Source organism: Fibrobacter sp. UWB5 (assembly GCF_002210295.1).
GTDB lineage: Bacteria > Fibrobacterota > Fibrobacteria > Fibrobacterales > Fibrobacteraceae > Fibrobacter.
This window is the reverse complement of the sequence record NZ_MWQH01000001.1, coordinates 505,032-524,644: the sequence shown is the minus strand read 5'-3', so window position 1 is coordinate 524,644 and position 19,613 is coordinate 505,032. Positions and strand designations below refer to the sequence as shown.

15 protein-coding genes and 1 pseudogene are annotated in these 19,613 nt (G+C 51.4%); 5 read left to right on the top strand and 11 right to left on the bottom strand.

Going from position 1 to position 19,613, the window contains the following annotated elements; translation table 11 throughout:
- The 3 genes from cysS (at position 1) to B7989_RS02200 (ending at position 3,436) form a co-directional block, all read left to right on the top strand.
- The gene (gene cysS, locus B7989_RS02210; protein WP_088626982.1) at positions 1 to 1,455 is read left to right on the top strand and encodes a cysteine--tRNA ligase; all 1,455 of its coding nucleotides are present in this window, start codon (positions 1 to 3) and stop codon (positions 1,453 to 1,455) included.
- 128 nt (positions 1,456 to 1,583) lie between these two features.
- Positions 1,584 to 2,240 (top strand): MBL fold metallo-hydrolase, encoded by a 657-nt coding sequence (locus B7989_RS02205; protein WP_088626981.1) that lies wholly within the window; start codon positions 1,584 to 1,586, stop codon positions 2,238 to 2,240.
- Positions 2,240 to 3,436, top strand: coding sequence for an acyltransferase (locus B7989_RS02200; RefSeq protein ID WP_088626980.1), 1,197 nt, complete (start codon positions 2,240 to 2,242; stop codon positions 3,434 to 3,436). The genes B7989_RS02205 and B7989_RS02200 overlap by 1 nt, the downstream gene beginning before the upstream one ends.
- A gap of 16 nt (positions 3,437 to 3,452) precedes the next feature.
- Here B7989_RS02200 and B7989_RS14310 read toward each other — a convergent pair whose 3' ends face one another.
- The 11 genes and pseudogenes from B7989_RS14310 to B7989_RS02155 all read right to left on the bottom strand — a co-directional run bounded on the left by B7989_RS14310 (position 3,453) and on the right by B7989_RS02155 (position 16,041).
- On the bottom strand, positions 3,453 to 5,081 hold the full coding sequence (locus tag B7989_RS14310) for an FISUMP domain-containing protein (RefSeq protein WP_369829051.1): 1,629 nt from the start codon (positions 5,079 to 5,081) through the stop codon (positions 3,453 to 3,455).
- A gap of 55 nt (positions 5,082 to 5,136) precedes the next feature.
- Positions 5,137 to 5,187 carry a hypothetical protein gene (locus tag B7989_RS14305; protein ID WP_369829050.1) on the bottom strand — a complete coding sequence of 17 codons (51 nt, stop codon included), beginning with the start codon at positions 5,185 to 5,187 and terminating at the stop codon, positions 5,137 to 5,139.
- A gap of 443 nt (positions 5,188 to 5,630) precedes the next feature.
- Positions 5,631 to 5,954, bottom strand: a pseudogene (locus B7989_RS14300) (FISUMP domain-containing protein); the annotation flags it as partial.
- Positions 5,955 to 6,151: 197 nt separating this feature from the next.
- On the bottom strand, positions 6,152 to 9,217 hold the full coding sequence (locus B7989_RS02190) for an FISUMP domain-containing protein (protein WP_088626978.1): 3,066 nt from the start codon (positions 9,215 to 9,217) through the stop codon (positions 6,152 to 6,154).
- Positions 9,218 to 9,266: 49 nt separating this feature from the next.
- A complete protein-coding gene (locus B7989_RS02185) occupies positions 9,267 to 10,112 on the bottom strand; it encodes a patatin family protein (protein WP_088626977.1) in 846 nt (281 codons plus the stop codon).
- Positions 10,109 to 10,774 (bottom strand): 1-acyl-sn-glycerol-3-phosphate acyltransferase, encoded by a 666-nt coding sequence (locus B7989_RS02180; protein ID WP_088626976.1) that lies wholly within the window; start codon positions 10,772 to 10,774, stop codon positions 10,109 to 10,111. The genes B7989_RS02185 and B7989_RS02180 overlap by 4 nt, the downstream gene beginning before the upstream one ends.
- A gap of 129 nt (positions 10,775 to 10,903) precedes the next feature.
- Positions 10,904 to 11,350 (bottom strand): 3-hydroxyacyl-ACP dehydratase FabZ, encoded by a 447-nt coding sequence (fabZ, locus tag B7989_RS02175; protein ID WP_072801092.1) that lies wholly within the window; start codon positions 11,348 to 11,350, stop codon positions 10,904 to 10,906.
- Positions 11,347 to 12,078 (bottom strand): SDR family NAD(P)-dependent oxidoreductase, encoded by a 732-nt coding sequence (locus B7989_RS02170; RefSeq protein WP_088626975.1) that lies wholly within the window; start codon positions 12,076 to 12,078, stop codon positions 11,347 to 11,349. The genes fabZ and B7989_RS02170 overlap by 4 nt, the downstream gene beginning before the upstream one ends.
- A gap of 24 nt (positions 12,079 to 12,102) precedes the next feature.
- Entirely contained in the window at positions 12,103 to 14,499 is a 2,397-nt protein-coding gene (locus tag B7989_RS02165) for a beta-ketoacyl-[acyl-carrier-protein] synthase family protein (protein WP_088626974.1), read from the bottom strand.
- A gap of 91 nt (positions 14,500 to 14,590) precedes the next feature.
- Positions 14,591 to 14,830, bottom strand: coding sequence for an acyl carrier protein (locus tag B7989_RS02160; RefSeq protein ID WP_072801095.1), 240 nt, complete (start codon positions 14,828 to 14,830; stop codon positions 14,591 to 14,593).
- A 137-nt stretch (positions 14,831 to 14,967) separates the two neighbouring features.
- Entirely contained in the window at positions 14,968 to 16,041 is a 1,074-nt protein-coding gene (locus B7989_RS02155; RefSeq protein WP_088626973.1) for a hypothetical protein, read from the bottom strand.
- A gap of 87 nt (positions 16,042 to 16,128) precedes the next feature.
- Here B7989_RS02155 and uvrB point away from each other — a divergent pair, with 87 nt between their 5' ends.
- Both uvrB and B7989_RS02145 read left to right on the top strand, forming a co-directional pair.
- Positions 16,129 to 18,312 (top strand): excinuclease ABC subunit UvrB, encoded by a 2,184-nt coding sequence (gene uvrB, locus B7989_RS02150; RefSeq protein ID WP_088626972.1) that lies wholly within the window; start codon positions 16,129 to 16,131, stop codon positions 18,310 to 18,312.
- Between the two features lie 143 nt (positions 18,313 to 18,455).
- On the top strand, positions 18,456 to 19,520 hold the full coding sequence (locus tag B7989_RS02145) for a hypothetical protein (RefSeq protein ID WP_088626971.1): 1,065 nt from the start codon (positions 18,456 to 18,458) through the stop codon (positions 19,518 to 19,520).
- The last annotated feature ends 93 nt before the right edge of the window (positions 19,521 to 19,613 follow it).

Genomic DNA, 19,613 nt, shown 5'->3' with positions numbered 1-19,613 from the left:
ATGGCACTTCAATTCTACAACACTGCATCGCGTAAGAAAGAGATTTTCACACTTCCTGAAGGCGTTCCCGCCGTGCGCATGTACTGTTGCGGCCCGACGGTGTACCATTTCGCCCACATCGGTAACCTCCGCACCTACATTTTCGAAGACTTCCTGGTCCGTACGCTCAAGTACTACGGCTACAAGGTGAATCACATCGTGAACATCACCGACGTGGGTCACCTCACCAGCGACGCCGACTCCGGCGACGACAAAATGGAAAAGGGTGCCGCCCGCGAAGGCAAGTCCGTTTGGGACATCGCGAAGTTCTACACCGACGCGTTCATGGCCGACTGGCACCGCTTAAACATCCAGGAACCGACCCGCTGGACGCCTGCCACGCAGCACATCCAGGAACAGATTGACCTGGTGAAGACCTTGGAAGAAAAGGGTTACACCTACCGTACCAGCGACGGCATCTACTTCGATAGCCTCAAGTTCCCGCGCTATGCCGACTTTGCCCGCCTCGACGTGGAAAACCTGCGCAAAGGTAGCCGCATCGACATGGGCGAAAAGAAGAACGCCACCGACTTCGCTCTGTGGAAGTTCAGCCCGAAGGACAAGAAGCGCGCTATGGAATGGGACAGCCCGTGGGGCGTTGGTTTCCCCGGCTGGCACATTGAATGCTCCGCCATGGCCATGAAGTACAACGGCCCGACCCTCGACATTCACTGCGGCGGAACCGACCACATCCGCGTGCACCACACCAACGAAATCGCCCAGAGCGAATGCGCCAACGGCGTGCAGTTTGCCCGCTTCTGGATGCACGGCGAATTCCTCCGTACAGCTAGCGAAGAAAAGCTGGAAGACGGAACCACCGAACAGAAGTTCGGCAAGATGAGTAAGTCCAGCGGCGAATTCCTGACGGTTTCGCTCCTCATGGACCGCGGTTTCAATCCGCTTGACTACCGCTTCTTCGCCATCGGCAGTCACTACCGCAACTACCTGAACTTCACGTGGGAAGCTCTGGAAGGCGCTAAGGAAGGCCTGAAGAGTTTGCACAAGAAGACAGACCCGCTGATTGGCAAGGCTACCGCAATTACAAGCGATGCCGCCAAGGCTTTCCAGCAGGAATTCAAGGACGCTATCGGCGACGACTTGAACATGCCGCGCGCCCTCGGTATCATGAACACGATGCTCAAGAGCGATATCGATGACGGTGAAAAGGCCGCCCTCGTAGCCGATTTCGACAAGATTTTCGGCTTGAAGCTCGACCAGCCTCGTGAAGAATATGCCAAGAAGGGAGCCAACGACGGCGTGGATGTCGCAAAGATTGAAGCTCTGATTGCCGCCCGTAAGGAAGCCCGCGCTAACAAGAACTGGGCCGAAAGTGACCGCATCCGCGACGAACTCGCCGCGATGAACGTGGTCATCAAGGATTCCAAGGAAGGCACGACTTGGGAAATCAAGGCGTAGAGATGTGTAATGTGTAGTGTGAAATGTGAGATTATCCTTTTCTCATTTCACATTGTAAGAGCATTGTCCAAAGCTATACAAGGGGTCCCGAGCGAAAAGTTTCGGGCCTTCTTTTTTATATTAACGATATGAATCTCAAACCCTTCGTCTTCAATTCCTTTGGCGTGAACGGTTTCGTTTTAAGTAACGACGCCGGCGACGCCATTCTGATTGACCCGAGCGCTGGAAGCGAGCAAGAGGAACAAGCCCTCGCCCGCTACATTGAGCAAAACAAGCTTACGGTAAAGCACCTGTTGAACACGCACCTGCACTTGGACCATGTGCTAGGCAATGCATTCATCGCCAACAAATACGGCGTGCAGCCCGAGGCACACGAAGAAGACGCGTTCCTTTTGGATTTGCAAGAAGAACAGAGCCAAATGTACGGACTCCCGATGCGTGAGCCTTCGCCCGGACTCGGCAACTACCTTGCCGAGGGCGATGCCGTCGAGGTGCCCGGCATTCGCTTGCAGGTGATTCACGTGGCCGGCCACTCCCCTGGCGGCATCGCGTTTTACTGCGAAAACCCGGGCGAAGTGAATGGACAGAAGAATGTTCCCCCGCTCCTGTTCCCCGGCGACATTCTGTTCGCGGGCAGTCGCGGGCGCAGCGATTTATTCGGCGGCGATGACCACGCGCTCGTCACAGGCATCAAGAGTAAACTCCTCACGCTCCCCAAAGAAACCGTCGTGTTCCCCGGACACGGGCCTATGACGACTATCGGGGATGAGAGGCGCTGGTATTAATGGGTCGAATCGGCTGGATTGACGAATTCAAGGGATTCGTGTTGTTGCTCGTATGCCTATACCATGTGGAGCAATCTTTCTCATACGCGCAAATGGGGATGTTGCACCTGAGTGCGCTCCGCATGTCGGCGTTCTTCTTCATTTCGGGAATGCTTTTCAGCACGCGACGCTTCCCCGATTTTAAAAGTTACCTTGTTCACAAAACCCGCGTCTTGCTCATTCCCTACATTCTGCTTTCGCTGTTGTTCTTGGCGCTGGATCCGGTGCTGTACAATTTCGACTTGTTCCCGAAAGCGCCGCGCATGACGGTCATGAATATCAAGCCCGAAATCGCGACCGTGTGGGATTACATCTACTGGAACCTCGCGAAAACATTTGTGGCCGGAAAATCTTCCATCGGGTCAGGCCCGCTGTGGTTCGTGTTCACGCTGTATTCGGTGAGCCTCATGTTTTACGGAGTGCAATGGGTTGCAATTCACTTTTTTTCGCAAACGAGAAAGGAGATGCCGCATCAAGTGCGGCATGACAATAAGAAGGCCGAGAAGACAGAGAGCGTAAGCAAATTGTTTATCGCAGTCTTCGCAATCGCAAGCCTTGCGGGCGGCTGGATTCTTTACAAGAATCACATTCGCTTGCCGCTCGGAATCGAGCGAGATTTGACGGTACTATTCTTTTTCGCCTGCGGATGGCTGAGCAAGGACCCCATTCGCAACAGGCTCTGCGTGAAAGGGAAAAAAAGCATTCCCTGGAGTCTTGCGGTCGCCACATCCATCACGGCGTTCATTCTCTACGCCGCTTTCGAAGTTCCCGACCCGAATTTCAGCATCATGAACAACATCCTCGGAAAATCACTCCCGATATTCATCGCGAGTTCCTTCTTCGGCATCGCAGGCCTTGTAACCGCCTTTGTCGCAGCCGACAAGATTCCAAACATCGGGCCTATCCGAATTATCAAAGGAATCCTGCGAAACATCTCGCGCAACGCACTCGTGATTCTTGCGGTTCACTGGTACATTCTGCTGGTCATGCGTCTGCTCTTCCGCAGCACATTCAACCAACCCGGCATCGCCTACTTATCCATCGCCATCGTAACGGCAGGAGTCATCGCCGCCATTCCGCTTTTCCGTTGCAAACTCTACAAGTTGCTCGGCAAGCAGCCCGCCAGCGTCCGCGAGAGTTTAAACATCCGAGATTAAAAGAGACGACCCGCGTTTACTTATCTACAATGCAACGGATGGTGTAAGCGTCTTCTTTCAGCGCTTCAACTTGGTAATTGACATTGAGCAACGTATCGACGTAAACAGCGCTTCCCGTACTCGTTGTCTTTCCCGCATCTGTCGTCCAATAATAAAGAGACATATAATCAGCCGAACCAACCAAAGGGTCGTTACCAAGCGGATAATAATCCATATCCATAAAGCCGTTTCTTCTTAGACCAAGGTTAAAATAATCTTTCCCCGTTCTACTCACTCGCCAATCATCATCAAGTAAAGAAACCACACCCTCGCCAGGATTCAAACTCTCCGCAAATTCAAAAAGCGTCTTCCAGTCCGCTTTGGACGGGATCCGAGTCCCATCGGGGCAAATATTTGCACCACCCAGAGCATCACTCCACACATAGTAAAACGAGTGATACATGTCTGGCTCAAATACATATGGGTTCTCTCTCATTTTATATCCATCGCCTCCATAAGCGCTCGTGGTCCAATATTGCAAATCTCGGTTCAACCATTTTTGCGTACCAAAAGTCAACACGCCATACACGGCTCCGTCACGCTTATCCGTGATGCTTTCGCGCACGATCGATTCCCAAAAATATCCCGTTATATTGTATTTGCCACATATTTCCGTATCTTTTCCATTATAGGCGTAAGTTCTTTCACGAACTGTGCTACATGAATTATAAATGCATACTGCCGTATCTACGCCATTAAACACGCGACGTCCAAGGTTGTCCTTATCGCACTTTCCTCTATAATCCTCAAATGTTCCAATAGTCCAAGTTTTCTTGGTCTTTGATTCGCTATCGACACGGCACACGTAAATGGTATCATTGTGTTTCACCGCTTTTCCCAAAATGGCCGTTCTGCAGTATCCACCCAAGGCAGAATCAAGAGCCGTCATGGCATACCAGGCTCCATTACTCTTCAGGGCCGTCGTATCGCAAACGAACTCCCTGCCATTAAAAATCTTTTTTTCGCCTTTAGCGGAATTACAAGACCCAAGGACATCACTCTGTGCCGCCTCTTTCCAAGAGCCAGAACATTTATAGAATTTTCCGGAATTTTCTACGACAAATGTGGTATCCCTGCGGCAGTATCCCAGTGTTTTTTCCAATTCCGTTGCCTTTTGCCAACCATAGCCGCGGTCAGCTTCGCAATAGTAAATCGTATCGAGGTACACCCCTTTTGCGCCCACATTTTGCGTGGTGCAGAAACCGATTTCCCTACTCATTTTGTCATGTTGTTTCCACGTATTGTTGACACACTCATACTCGTTCGTTCCAATGAGGATTTTCAAGCCTTCCTTTTCACTAGTACAATTTCCAAGGACCAAGCTGTTATCCGCCTTATGCCAATTTTCATAATAGCATTCATAATAATAATGGTCCTTGGTCTCACGTAGCGAATCCTGCAACTCCGGTGTACAAGCGCCGAATTCGTCTTCAATCGCGGTCGTTCTTCTCCACGATTTATTGTAACAGATGTAACCTAAGTTCTTGTAAGATATAATTTGGTTTGTCTTAGCCGAATCGCACTTTCCGTAATAGTCTTCCAGTTCCGCCTTTCTCCACAAGAAGTCTTCGCAGACATAGGCGGTCGCGGAATCTATTTCGGCCATCTTGCCTTCCACCTTCGGGCTACAAAAGCCAAGTTCTGTCGCCGGATACGTCAGTTTAACCATGCCATTGTCGCCACAGGCGTAGCGTACATCGTTTACCACGTATTCCTCGTAGCGGTTGTCATCGTTACACTTGATATCCACATCGTCAATGGTCGTGAATCTCCAACTGCCATTCTTGCAGATGTACACATAGCCCTTGATCAAGTACTTGTCGCCCGTTTCCTGTTCCCTGCAGGAGCCCTTGGTGCTAGAAGAATACCACTTGCCGCCGCTACAATAATAATTCGAATCACGATCTACCACATAAATGCTGGCATAGTTGTTGTTCCCGTCATCTTCACAGTCGGGCAAATCCGCCATGCGTTCCACAATGCTCCTATAACGAATGCAGCGCAGCGAATAGAATTCATTGTCTCGGACCATCTGACGTTCAAACAAGCCGGAGCGGTCCATCAACACGGCATAGCCATCGCTGGCAAGGTAACGTACGGAATCACCGATACCTGTACATTCCAAGGTATCGCGTTTGGTACAAATGCCCGCGTAGTCCGTCTTCGTCAGTTCCGCCTGCAGCAAGTTTTTCCAGTCTGAAACAGTCGGCAAGGTGTAACCCGTGGGGCAAACCTTTTCGGCATTGCTCGAGAGATACAGTCTTCCGTACGGGTTGCAATTGGAATCATCGTAAGCGTAGCAGGTGTTTCTTGCCACAGAGGATTTCACATTGATGTTCTGCTCGGTCCAGGTGTAAATGCCAACGGAATGTGTCGTAAAGGAGGTTCCCGTCGCAGAATCAACTTCAGAATCGTGGCTATGTTCCGTATTGCGGACATCCTTGGCGTCGGCATCGACGACCGTCGTCGCACTCGACATCGCCCACGAACTGGAAGAGCGATCCCTAGCCAGAGAGCCAGATTCGCTAGATTCCGTTTCGTCCTCGGCAGCAGGCTTCGTAGAGCTGCTAGAATCGCCACCGCATGCCGTCAAGCAAAGGCTCGACAACGCTAAAATGAAAAGTCCCTTGATTGCAGAGTTCACGATATCCTCCCTATGCAAAATCATTCCTTACCCTAATTCTTAACGCACCTTACGGCAGCGCCAACAACCTCACCCCCCATTCGCGGATAAGAGGTAAATTGGCCAAAAGTCATAAGCGAGCCATCGGAAGCCCAGAAATATGCTCCATTATTGCCATTCTGTTGCGATGACACTAGATTGCCTCCCGACACATAAGCTTCCATATATCCTGTCGGATAAATCGCTACACCATAGAAGTCATCAGCCGAGTAACCATTAAGGTTACTCCAACTGCCCGCAAGCATGCCGGACTCACCGTAATCATACAAAGATGTAAAGGTCCTACGGAAAGTTTCCCATTCGGTTTTAGTCGGCAAGCGCCACCCTGACGGGCACACTTTCTTTGCCACAGTCAGGGAATACAAGCGCGCATCACTTCTAGAATTCATTGCCCAGCTGGTATCGCTAGCCGTTGTCACATAGTTCAAATCCTGAACCATCCAATTCTGTCCCTTGATCGTAACCATCTTGTACTTTTTCCCATCGCGGCTATCAGTCATATAGTCGTTGACAATGGCGATCCACTTGCCAGAGGTACACTTGCTTGTATTGAACCCGTTAAACATTTCATGCCCTTCCCTGGCAGATGTACATTGTCCCATATACTGCCTGTAACTGGCATAATCCCAAGCAAAGCCATCGCGGTTTATATTGCAAAAGTAGCGATTGTTTTTATAGGTTGCCGTATCGCCATACCTTGTCCTGTTGCAGACTCCATACAGGGAATCCATGGTCGTCATGTGGTGCCAATCAACGTCTACTACACCGTAATCGCATATATACTCTTGCTTGTTGAATACGACGGTCTTTTTCGGAGCCCCCTGTTCGCAGTAACCATACTCCTCATTAATAGTGACACGTTCCCACCTGGTATACCTACACACAAACAGTGTATCCTTATAGGTCTTACGGAAGGTCGTATCCTTGGGGCATGGGCCCATTACATACTTGAAGTCAGTCGTTTTCTTCCAGTAAGCACTCGTAGAAGAGACGGTACATTCATAATATTCGGAACCCACCTTAATGTTTTCGCCGGCATTCTTTTCGCTGCAGAATCCATTTTCAATTTCGAAGTCGCTCATCTTCAGCCAAGATTTTTTGCGGCAACCATACTTCTCGCCCATGAACGAGCCCGTCTTGCCCGCGGCAAGAGAATCGCAGACGCCGAACATATCCGTAATCGTCCCGAGTTTCCAGGCGTTCTTGCTACACACGTAAACGGAATCATGCACCACCTTTTTGGTGCTGTCGTTTTTAGAATTGCAGAATCCGAAGCGGAATTCCAAGGCGGTCATCTTCTTCCATCCGGTCGATTCGCAGGAGTAACGAACTACCGACGAACCTTCGCCTGTAGAATCGATTTTTCCCTGAATCTTTTCAGTACAGAAGCCGAGCTGAGCATCTATAGAAGACATCGTGCTCCAGCTTGTACCATTGCAGTAGTAGCTAGTTCCGCTCACCTTCACGGTCTTATATTGCTTCGTGCTGTCGCAAACCCCTCCGATATCGGCAGGGACCGCGCGAGTCCAACCCGAAGTCGTGCAGATGTAATCGACACCGTCGCCCGTCTTGGCCAGTCCAGAAACTTTATCTTTAATGCAGACTCCGATTTCATTTTCCAAGGCGCTCAACTGGGACCAGCCATCCGTCTTGCAAAGATATCCCTTTCCGCCATGCCTTGCCACCGAATCAATTCTCGTGGAATCGCACATGCCGATAAAGTCGGTCAGCACCGTACGGCGCCAATCGGCCGCATCGCAAATATAGAAGTAGCCGCTTTCAGTCGAATCGATGATTCCCTGTCTTTGGGGAATGCATATTCCCAGTTCCTTTTCCAGGCTCGACAACTGATTCCAGCGGTCGCTGCGGCAGACATAGTCCACATCGTGGTAGTTGACCGTCGAATAGACTCTAGAACTGTCGCATTCGCCCACATGGTCCGTCATCACAGCCAGGCGCCAGCCTTCGTCGCTACAGAAATATTCTTGAATCTTCGTCGTCAAATCGACTTTCGTCTTGAGGGTATCGAAAGTTCCCTTCAACTTGCCGCGGCAATAGCCCAACTGTTTTTCGACTTCAGTGAACTTACGCCAGGTGCTATCTTCGCAGGCATAACGCTCGCCGTTAAACAGCATGGTCGTCGAATCATTGGCGGCGGTGCAGTTTTCACGCGCATCGGAGATATCGGCCACCTGCCAAGAATTGTACTTACAGATGTACATGGTATCGTTGATCGTCACCGCCGTATTTTTAATAACGTGGTTGCAACTTTCACTGAAATCGTCTTCCCAACGGGTTCCGAGGCAACGGTAGTTGGTCTGCTCGTTCACGACATAAAACGGTCCGAGGATTTCTTTACTAATGGAATCGCAAACGGGCAAGTCCTTTTTAGATTCAACAATATAAGTATAGGTCCTGCAGCGCAGCTGGTAATAGGTAAACGTTTGTTCTTCTTCAAATGCCGGCGATGCAGACTTCGGCGAAAACACGGCAATGCCGTCTTGAGCCAGGTACTTACCGTAATCCCCGAGACCTTTGCAATCTAACAAACCCGATTTGTCGGAACAGTAACCGCCGTAATTCAACTGCAGGGCATCAACCGTGGTCGGGTATTTGGCGCTGTAATTGCCAAGCCACTTCCAGTCTCTTTTCAAAGGCACATCAAAACCCGTCGGGCATGCTGTACCGGCTGACCACGATTCAAAAAGTTTGCCGTAGGTATCGCAATTTTCGACATCGTCGTCATAGCAAACGCTGGAGGATCCCCAACCACTACCATTCACATTCTTGGTCAGCCAGATATACATGCCGATCTGGATGGTTTCAATGGTCTCGCCGGTACGGGAATCCCAGATTTCGCTCCTAATCACCGGGTCGTCCGAAGACTTGACGTCTACCTCACGAGACACGTCCGATCCTTCCTTCGAAGAGGAACCGTTTTCAGAGTTGGATCTTTCAGTGCCGGAATTATCAGTCCCAGAACCGGAATCTCCACCGCACGCTGTCAAACAAAGGCTGGACAGTGCACAACAAAAAATAAACTTGGCAGCAGAGTTCACAGTCTCCTCCTATGAAGATTACTTACCCCGTAAATTCTACTATGTAAATTTATATTTCTAAAAACGCCTTGAGGTCATCCAGGCTACGTTTTGCCATCTCAACGCCATGTTCATAGGACTCATTCATCTTGTCCATGTTGGTATCGAACTGGTCGCACAAGTCGATAATGGGGCGAATTAAGAAGAGTTTGCCCTCTTTTTCCAGTTTTTCCATGCGTACGAACATTTTTTCGTAGCGTTTCAGGCGAATCATGAGCGCACGGAACAAATCCGGGTACTTGCGCTTGTACATCGGGTTCAGAATCGCACGGTACTTGCGGAAATCCGTCACCGCTTCGCCCGGATAATGGGTCGAAATGGCTACCACCTTGTCGCAGCCCTTTTCAAACGCACGCTCGAACGGTATTGCGGCGGTAATGCAACCGTCGGCATAATGCTTGCCGTCGAGTTCCGCCATCGGGAAAATCATGGGCAAGGCGCAACTGGCGCTGATCAAGTCCAGCAAGCGCTTCTTGTCGTTCTTTTCACTCTTGAATTCGGCGCGTCCCGTTTCGCAACAGGTTAGTCCGATTTCGCATTCGATTTTGGAATTACGGTACGCTTCAAAATCAAGCGGCATTTCGCCATCGGCAGCCAGATAGTTCAAAGCATGGAATTCCTTTTGGATTCCGATGAACTTGCTCGCCCACTTTTTGCCTTTCTGCAAACGAGTCGGGAGCACAATAAAACGCAAGCGGCCCTGCTGGCGCGTAATGAAGTTCACCGCCGCATGGGCTCCGGCAGAAACACCTGCCACGTAATTAAAATCAATCCCTTCGTCGAGCCAGGTGTCAATCACGCCTGCACTGAACATGGTCTGACGAGAACCGCCCTCTAACACCAACCCCGTCTTCATGCCTGCACCTCTTCGGGCGTTTCAGCCGCGACCGGGAGCTCCGGCGCATTAGTGACGCCAAGCGCCTGTTGCTTGAGACCCCAGACTTTCTGTCGGAAGTATTCGCTGCGTTCGGCCAAGTGCTTTGAAGAAGGAATACCCTTCACGCGTTCAATCTTTTCGGGTTCGCTCACTACAATCTGCGTGCGATGGCCTCGCTTATAAATGCCGTCGATTCCCACCGAAAGCACTGGCGCGCCGGTACTGCGGGCAAGGAACGCAAAACCCGTCTTGAATTCGTTCAACAAGCCGTCATAGCGGCACTTGCCTTCAGGGAAAATAATGACGTTGTTTCCCTTTTCCAGTTCACGTTTGGCAAGCAAGGCCCATTCGGTGTCCATGTTAAAGCGGTCGCAAGGAATCACGCACTTCACGCGGGTCAGCGCCCAACTAAAATGCGGGTCTTCAATCTGGTCTTTAGCCACCACGATGCTTTTGTGATGGAAAAAGATAGCGAGCATCATGAGGGGATCCCACATACTCGTATGGTTTGCAATAATCACCGAGGGCGTCTTCAAGCGCGGAGACTTTACCGTGTTACCGACAAAGGTCACCTTCGGGCGGTACCAAACAAGCAAATAGACGCGCACGGTGTAGATGACTACCACCATAAAGAGCCGCATAAAACTTTCGACAAAAATATTTTTCTTTTTATCGTTCACGATATATAAAATTCAGAGGCAGAGGAGATGTGAAATGTGGAATGTGAGATGTGAAATTATCATTAGTCATCACACATTACACACTAGCCATTACTTTCCTAAACTTTCCTTCGGGATGCTTGTGAACGTCAAGGCGCCCTTGGCATGAACGTTGCCGTTCACTTTCACGATGCAGTCAAAACCGACCAACACGCCGCCTTCCTTCGTCTTCTTGACAGAGATTTCAAGCTGGTCGCCCGGAATCACCGGCTTCACGAACTTGAATCCGTCAATCTTCAAAAGCACATAGAGATTCTTTTCCAAATCTTCGGCAGGCTTTTCAATCACGAGCGAGCAGAGCTGAGCGCAGCTTTCCACAATGAGCACGCCCGGCATAATCGGGGTGCCCGGAAAGTGACCGGTAAAGTACGGCTCGTTCACACTCACATTCTTGATGCCCACGGCAGATTCATTCGGCACCAGTTCCGTGACCTTTTCGATCATCTGGAACGGCGGACGCTGAGCAATCTTTTCGCTGATTTCGTAAATATTCATCATAGAGAAAGACCTCCATCGAGCACGAACACCTGGCCAGTCACATAGGCGAACTGGTCAGAAGCCAAGGCAGAAACAATGTTGGCGACTTCGTCGGCAGAACCAAAACGCTTTAGAGGAATCTTTTCGAGGTAGCCCTTGCGGGTTTCTTCAGGAATCGCTTCGATCATTTCGGTAGCGATAAAGCCCGGAGCCACGGCATTCACGCGGATACCGAAACCGCCGAGTTCCTTGGCAAGCGTCTGCGTCAGGGAATTCACGGCGCCCTTCGTGGCGCTGTAAACAGCCTGGCCTGCGAGAGCGAACTTCGAAGAAACGGAGCTCATGTTAATGATCACGCCGGACTTCTGCTTGTACATCTTCACGGCCACCTGCTGTGCGCAGTAGAAATAACCCTTCACGTTCAGGTCGAAGCACTTGTCCAAGGTTTCGGGATTCATCATCATCAGGTATTCGTCGCGAACGATACCGGCGTTGTTCACGAGCACGTCAATGCGACCGTATGCCTTGAAGACTTCGCGGATCATGACTTTCACCTGAGAAAGGTCGGCGACATTCGCCTTGTAAATCATGCCGTCGCCACCTTCGGCCTTAATCTGGTCCAAAGTCTGCTGGGCAGCCTCATCGGAACTGGAGTAGTTCACCACGACAGTATAGCCATCGCGAGCAAGGCGCAAGGCACAAGCCTTGCCGATTCCCTTAGATGCACCTGTTACCAAAGCTACTTTCATATTCAAGCTCCTTCTACCTAAGCACTATTTTCCGAACACGACTGCGCTGTAAGAACCGCCCGTCGCATAAGAGATAACCAAAATTTTCTTGAGATTTGCCGATTCAGCCGTCTTTGCCGAGACAGAACCGTCTGCCGCCACAAAGTAGGCGTTGTCGTTTGCAAGTTCACCGCTCAAAAGGAGAGCGGCTTCGGCAGCGGCAAGGGCAGCAGACCCCGCACGGCCTTCACCGGTGCGTTCCTTGACTTCGAAGAGCGGCATCGCGGCAAGCTTTTCGCCAAACACGCGCTTAAGGGCACCCTTTTCAATGTCGTCAATCTTCTTGCAGCCGTTGGCAAAACCGCAAACAGCATCCACGTCGGCTGCCGTAATGCCGGCATCGGCCAGGGCATCGGCAATGGCCTTGTCCAAAGCTTCGTCAGAACCCGAGAGCTTACCGAACTTCACATTCTTGCGGCCATGGCCGAATCCGAGAGCGTAGCAGTAAACCTTGGCGCCGCGGGCCTTGGCATATTCTTCTTCTTCGAGCAGAATCGACACGGAGCCGTCGCCCACCACAAAGCCTTCGGCATTTGCGTAAGGAGCGACCACGTCGTTTGCGGCCACGCCAAGTTTCTGGGCAAATTCCGTAATAATCGGCAGGTTTTCGTCGGTACCGGTAGCCATCATGGCCTGTTCCTGACCGTCGTGAATCACGTTCATGGAGTAGCCGATGCTATCGAGGCCAGAAAGCGGACCGGTGGTAATGGTCACACCGTAGCCCTTGATGCCCGAACAAATAGAGAGGTAACCGCCAGCCGCGTTGTAAACGGTGTGCGGGAACTTGAAAGCGGAACCGCCGGCATTGCCGAGTTCAGCAATCAGTTCTTCAAAATCGTAAGTGGCGCCAAGACCGCCTTCGCTGGTTCCCACGATGATACCGATATCCATAGCGTTTTGATCGGAAACCTTGAAGTTTGCATCTTGCAGCGCACGCATGCCCGAAACCGTCTGGAGCTGGCCCAAATTGTCGAGCTTGCGGTAGAAGGCCATCTTGATGCCAAGTTCCTTGTAGTCGTCAAGAGCGATTGTCGAACGCACCGAGGCGGACTCGGGCTTCTTGCCGGCCTTCACGGCTTCGACGTAAGCGGTCTTGCTGTTGCCGAGCGGCGATACAATTCCAAGACCCGTCACGGCAATCTTCTTGCCTGCTGCACTCTGGGCAGACACGTTACCCGCTTCCTTCGAGAAGACGATTGCGGCATTCGTACCACCGAATGCCACATTGTTGCTCAGCACGCACTTGAGTTCCTTATGGCGGGCCTTGTTCTGCACAAAGTCCATGTCGCCGACCTTTTCCTTGAGGGCGGCGGACTGTTCTTCGCTATACGGGAAGGTCGGAAGCACCGTATCGGTGGTAAGAGCCTTGATGCTAAAGACGGCTTCGATGGCACCAGCGGCACCCAGGCAGTGGCCCGTAAGCACCTTGGTGGAGCTCACGCTCACCGTCGGGTTTTCTTCGCCAAAGTAGGCCTTGAAGGCCGTCATTTCGGCGTTATCGTTCTTGCCCGTACCCGTACCGTGGGCATTGATGTAACCGATGTCAGTCTTTGCAATGCCGGAATTCTTGACGGAGCGGTTAATCGCTTCCTTAAGGCAAAGGCCATCTTCGCGCGGAGCGGTAATGTGGTTTGCATCGCTGGTGACACCAGAACCGAGCACTTCGCAATACTGCTTGGCCGAGCGCTTTTGAGCATGTTCGTAAGATTCGACAATCACGATGCCGGCGCCTTCGCCGAGCGTAATGCCGTTGCAGCGGTTGAACGGAGAGCAGCCGTTTTCATCAAGCGCATGCAGAGAAAGGAATCCGGAATAAGGCACCGAGGCAAAAGAATCGGCACCACCCGCAATGACAACGTCAGCCTTGCCGGCGCGAATCAAGTCGCAAGCCACCGCAATCGAAATCGTACCGGCAGCACAAGCGTTCGCCACATTCGTGACAATACCGCCAGCACCACAAGTTTCGGCCACCTGGGAGGCGATCGAAGCGATCGGCATCTTGGCAATTTCAGAAGCGTCGCGACCATGCTGATGATACTGTTCAATTGAAAGAACGCCACCCACGCAACTTCCGATCACCACGCTCACGCGCTGGTCATCGCCAAAGTTCTTGAGTCCTGCATCGGCCAAAGCTTCGTTTGCAGCCTTGATGCAAAGTTTCGAGACGCGGTCCTTTTCTTCGGGAGCGTCAATTTCATCAAGGGTGTCGCACTTGACTTCGGCAGCCAAGTCCGCATAGCAGTTCACCGTATCAACAGAAGTGGTCTTATGAATGCCGGAAACCGATTCCAGGGCACTCTTCCAAGTTTCTTCGACATTGTTACCGACGGCACAAATGACGCCTAAACCTGTAACTACACAACGCTTGTCATTAGGGGTCATATTCTTTCCAAAGATAGATGCATCCTATCGCCAAGCTCCAGGATGCGAAAAAACAAAAAAAGAGCCGAGAACGTGTCCCCGGCTAAATTCTTTAGGCCTTATGAGCTTCGATGTAAGCAGCGATCGTATCGATGCTCTGGAAGTTTTCCTTGGCAACGCCAGTCATGGACACGCCGAAGTTGCTGTCAACGAAGGAGATGATTTCAAGGGAATCCACAGAATCCAGGCCAATTTCTTCACCGAAAAGCGGAGTGTCAAACTGAAGCACGTCGCCATCAACACCGAGATCAGACATAAAGAAGGCCTTGAGTTTTTCTTTCATTTCGTTCATATTATACCTCGTAACTTTTTTGGGGCAAAGATAGAAAAAAATAACAAATGAGTTGTCTAAATTGTTACAAAAGCGACATATAGCCCTAATTTAGGGACGAAATGCACACAATCTGCCGTTTTTGCGCATTTTTTGCGCTAAAATGCTTGACGGACGTAGAAAGACAGGCCTAAATGGTCAAAATCGACCCAAGAGAAATCGGCACGGGCAAACAGGTTCTGCTTTAAATTCAGGCCCAAAAGAGCGCCTGCGCCAACAGACCGGTGCCAGTCGTTACGAACAAGTTCACTAAAATAGCGACCCGATTTTCCGCCTTCGAAAAATACATGGCTACCCAGGCGCCACCAGATAAACTGACGGACTTCGGCCTGCATGATTACCGCCTGGTTGTCGCCAAAATACAGGCTTTCTACACCGCGGAACCGACAGATTCCATCGGGCCCTGCAAGCATGTCGAAAGGCACGTCGCCACCGGCACGCTGCCACAAGAAACCTAGCGCCATCGTTGTCGTTTGAGTTAAAGTCGAGTAACCGCGCAGGTCCAAAGATTCTACATCAAAAGTGTAGTCCCCAAGGAGATCGCTGTAGAACATTTGCTGCCACTGGGCTAAAAAGCCATGACGCGTCCAGTTGATATTGTCGCGAGTATCAACCCCAAACAAATAGCCCGCACCATTACGCCAACCGGAATGGTCATCCGGCAAATCCGTTATTTTTCCTTCTTCGAAATCGATTTCGGTGTATTCCGCATGGACTTCGACACCGTACTTGAACGCCTTCGGAAGTCCGATTCTCGATTCGATTCGCGTGCCATACTGGAATTTTTTGCGGTTAAAATTAGTGAAAATATCGATATCCGGATCGTTGCCGCGACCATAGTAACCAGCCACCCAATCTTGATACTTGAGCAACCCCCAAATACTGATTTGATCGTGGAACAGGTAGTAGTACGGTTCCAGTTGCAACTGCAACTGACCGCGCGTCGAACCATACGCTGTAAGGCCGATTTCGGGGACATTGCCCTTCGGTTCGTCGGGGCGCAAAAACAGCAGCGCCATCACGCCAATCTGGAATTCCGTCTCTTCGGTATAGCCCAAAATCGGGACCACGGAATAGCGTTGAAAATCGTCTTCGGACGCATCTTCCGTTGCCGCGGCCACAAGCGTCACGAAAACAAACAAGAGCAATCCTATTTTTTTCAACAATTCCATTACAAACCAAATATAAAATTAAAATGAAACCTTTTATTTATTGTTAATTTTTCACTGTTCATTATTCATCAATTATTCTTATATCACATGGCTCGCGCACGCAAGACAATTACACCCGACCCGTATGCGAAACCGATAGCGAAACCGCTACCGCCCGAAAAGAGTTTGCCGGGTCACCTCAAGCAGTTCCAGTCGCCGACGCGCGCAAACTTTGAACTGGTGAGCCCTTACGGGGCAGCGGGCGACCAGCCGAAGGCCATCAAAGAATTAACGGAAGGATTCAAGCACGGCGAACAGTTCCAGACATTGCTTGGCGTCACGGGTTCCGGCAAGACTTTCACGATGGCGAACGTCATCAAGAACGTGGGCAAGCCAACGCTGATTTTGACCCACAACAAGACGCTTGCAGCCCAGCTCTACCAGGAATTCAAGGCTTTCTTCCCGCACAACGCGGTAGAATATTTCGTGAGCTATTACGACTACTTCCAGCCCGAAGCCTATATTCCGCACACGGATACCTTTATTGAAAAAGACGCCAGCATCAACGACGAAATCGACAAGCTCCGCCTGCGCGCCACCGCGAACCTTTTGACCCGCCGCGACGTAATTATCGTCGCTTCCGTCAGCTGCATTTACGGTTTGGGAAGCCCGAGCGAATATTTCGATCTGATGGTTCGCATCAAGAAGGGTGACGTTTACGACCGCGACAAGATTCTCCACGACCTGGTGCGCATTCAATACACGAGAAACGATTTCAGTCTGGAGCGCGGTTCTTTCCGCGTGCACGGCGACGTGATCGAGATTCACCCGAGCTACGACGAAGAGGGCTTACGCATCGAGCTTTTCGGCGATGAAGTCGACAGGCTCGTTCGCTTCAACATCATTACCGGCGAAGTCACTCAGGAAATGGACGAAATGACCATCGCTCCGGCAAAGCACTTCGTGACCAAGGAAGAAGGTCGCGCAGGCATTCTGCAGCGCATGCAGATGGAACTCACCGACCGCCTCGCGGAACTCGACAAGGAAGGCAAGGTGCTGGAATCGGCCCGTCTCAGCAGCCGCACCCGCTACGACATGGAAATGATCCGCGAAACCGGCATGTGCAGCGGCATCGAAAACTACTCCCGCATTATCGAAAACCGCGCCCCGGGTACGCGCCCCTTCACGCTTATCGACTACTTTGGCGATGACTGGCTTTTGATGATTGACGAATCCCACGTGAGCATTCCGCAGGTGGGCGGCATGGCCGAGGGCGATAAGAGCCGCAAGACCACGCTGGTGCAGTACGGTTTCCGCCTGCCTTGCGCGTTGGACAACCGCCCCATGAACTTCGCCGAATTCGAGTACATGTACCCGAAGCAGGTGCTCTTTGTGAGCGCCACCCCCGGCGATTACGAACTTACCAAGACGGGCGGCGTCGTTACCGAACAAATTAACAGGCCCACCGGACTTTTGGACCCGAAAATCGAGATGTTCCCCATCAAGGGCCAGATGGACGTGCTCCTGTACCGCATCGAGGAAGTCGTCAAGAACGGCGACCGCGTACTGGTCACGACACTCACCAAGAAAATGGCGCAGGACCTCACCGACTTTTTCGTGGAAGCGGGAATCCGCGCGCGCTACCTGCACAGCGATATCAAGACGCTGGAACGCCACGAACTGATTCGCGGACTCCGCACCGGTGAATTCGACGTGCTGGTGGGTATCAACCTGCTGCGCGAAGGCCTGGACCTGCCCGAAGTGAGCATGGTCGCGATCCTCGACGCCGACAAGGAAGGATTTCTGCGCAACTACCGCAGCTTAATCCAGACGATGGGCCGCGCAAGCCGCAACGTGAACGGCACGGTGCTTTTGTTCGCGGACAACATGACCGACAGCCTCGACAAGGCCATCACCGAAACCGCCCGCCGTCGCAGCGTTCAGGAAGAATTCAACAAGGAACATGGAATCACCCCGAAGTCCGTGACCCGCAAGCTGGAAGACGACCTGAGAATCAACGACCCGCTCGGCGATATCGGCGACGATTCCGTCGACGAGGACTGGGAAGACGATGGCAACGGCATCCGCCCCATGGAACCGCTACAGCCTTCGAGCAAGACGAAGAAGAAGGGCGCACGTGGTTCAAAACGCGCTGAAAACGCCAAACTGCTGGAACAGACATCCGATTCGTCCAAGCTCGAAGACCTGGAACGTCAAATGAAAGAGGCTGCCGCACGCCTCGATTTCGAGGAAGCGGCGCGGCTTCGCGACATTATCCGCGGTATGGAATAGATTTTTATCACGAAAATCCGCTTTTTTGCGCAAAAAAGCGTGTTTTTCGCTTCATTTTAGCTTAAATTTACACTTTTTTGATTGCATTTTAGCCCATTTTTGTTTATTTTCAAGGGCAGAAAAACAATTAATGAGGAAAGATCATGATTTTTGCAAAGAAACTTATCCTGAGTTCCGTTTTCGCCATTGGCGCATTCGGTCTCATTGCTTGCGGAAGCGATAGCAAGTCTTCTACCGAAGCCGGACCGGACCAGCAGGGCGATAAAATTGTCGTTCCGGACAAGAAAGACCCCAACATCACCGTTACGGAATTTTCTTCTCGAATCGCCGGTGACGAAATCAGATTCAAAGGCCAGTTCGGTCTGGATTTTGTCGGCGACCCTGACGCCCAGGACAGCGTTTTCAACACCGTCTTCACCGGCATCGACTATAAGGTCGGCAAGGGCACTGACGCAAGCAACATGGTCAATGTTGGCGTGACGATTAGCTCCAACCAAATTCTTTTCCCGACACAGAACTCCATCGACCTGAATTCCATGAATTCCGCCTACGTGTCCGTCAACCTGACTGATCCGGCATTCACCGAATGCGGTACGTACAGCCTGGTCGTTACCGTAACGGCTAACGACGGTGAAAAGGATTACCAGAGAACCGAAATCATTCCGTTCGAACGCGATGCAGGTGAATACTGCCGCACCGAAGACACGACTTCTCAGCAGCCCGTGAAGGTCGAAATTCCCATGACCTCTTGCCAGGTGGAACTTTCTACGAACGTGAATCCGGGTCTGAGCCTCTCCACCTGCACTGCAGTTCCGGCCGGCTCTCCTGCTGATATTACCTTCTCTAAGGCTGGCACCAGAAACGAACCTGAACTTGCTGCGACCACGGGCGCAGGCGTCTTTGTCACCCCGATTACCAACGGTGACCTTCCGCCGTACGCCGACGACTACGAAGTGGATATGTGGCCCGAAGACATGAACGCAGACCGCTCTCCGGCAACCGCCTACGTGAGCGACTTCAAGTTCAAGGCTATCGAAGGCACTCAGCTGACCGGCATGATCCAGAACGCCAACCAGATCTACGTCGCAAAGACCGCAGCCTACAATGCTGAAACGGGCGCCGGCTTCTTCGCGTTCGCTATTACCGAACCGACCGAAGGCAACAACGGCGACTACACCTTCAAGGTAAAGGTCTACAGAGTCCAGTAATCTGGTCTAAAACCAAGTTTAAGCCCTCCCCCGTGGGAGGGCTTTTTTATTTACTCGGTAGATTTTCTAAATTTACGCCCGTAAATTCAAACA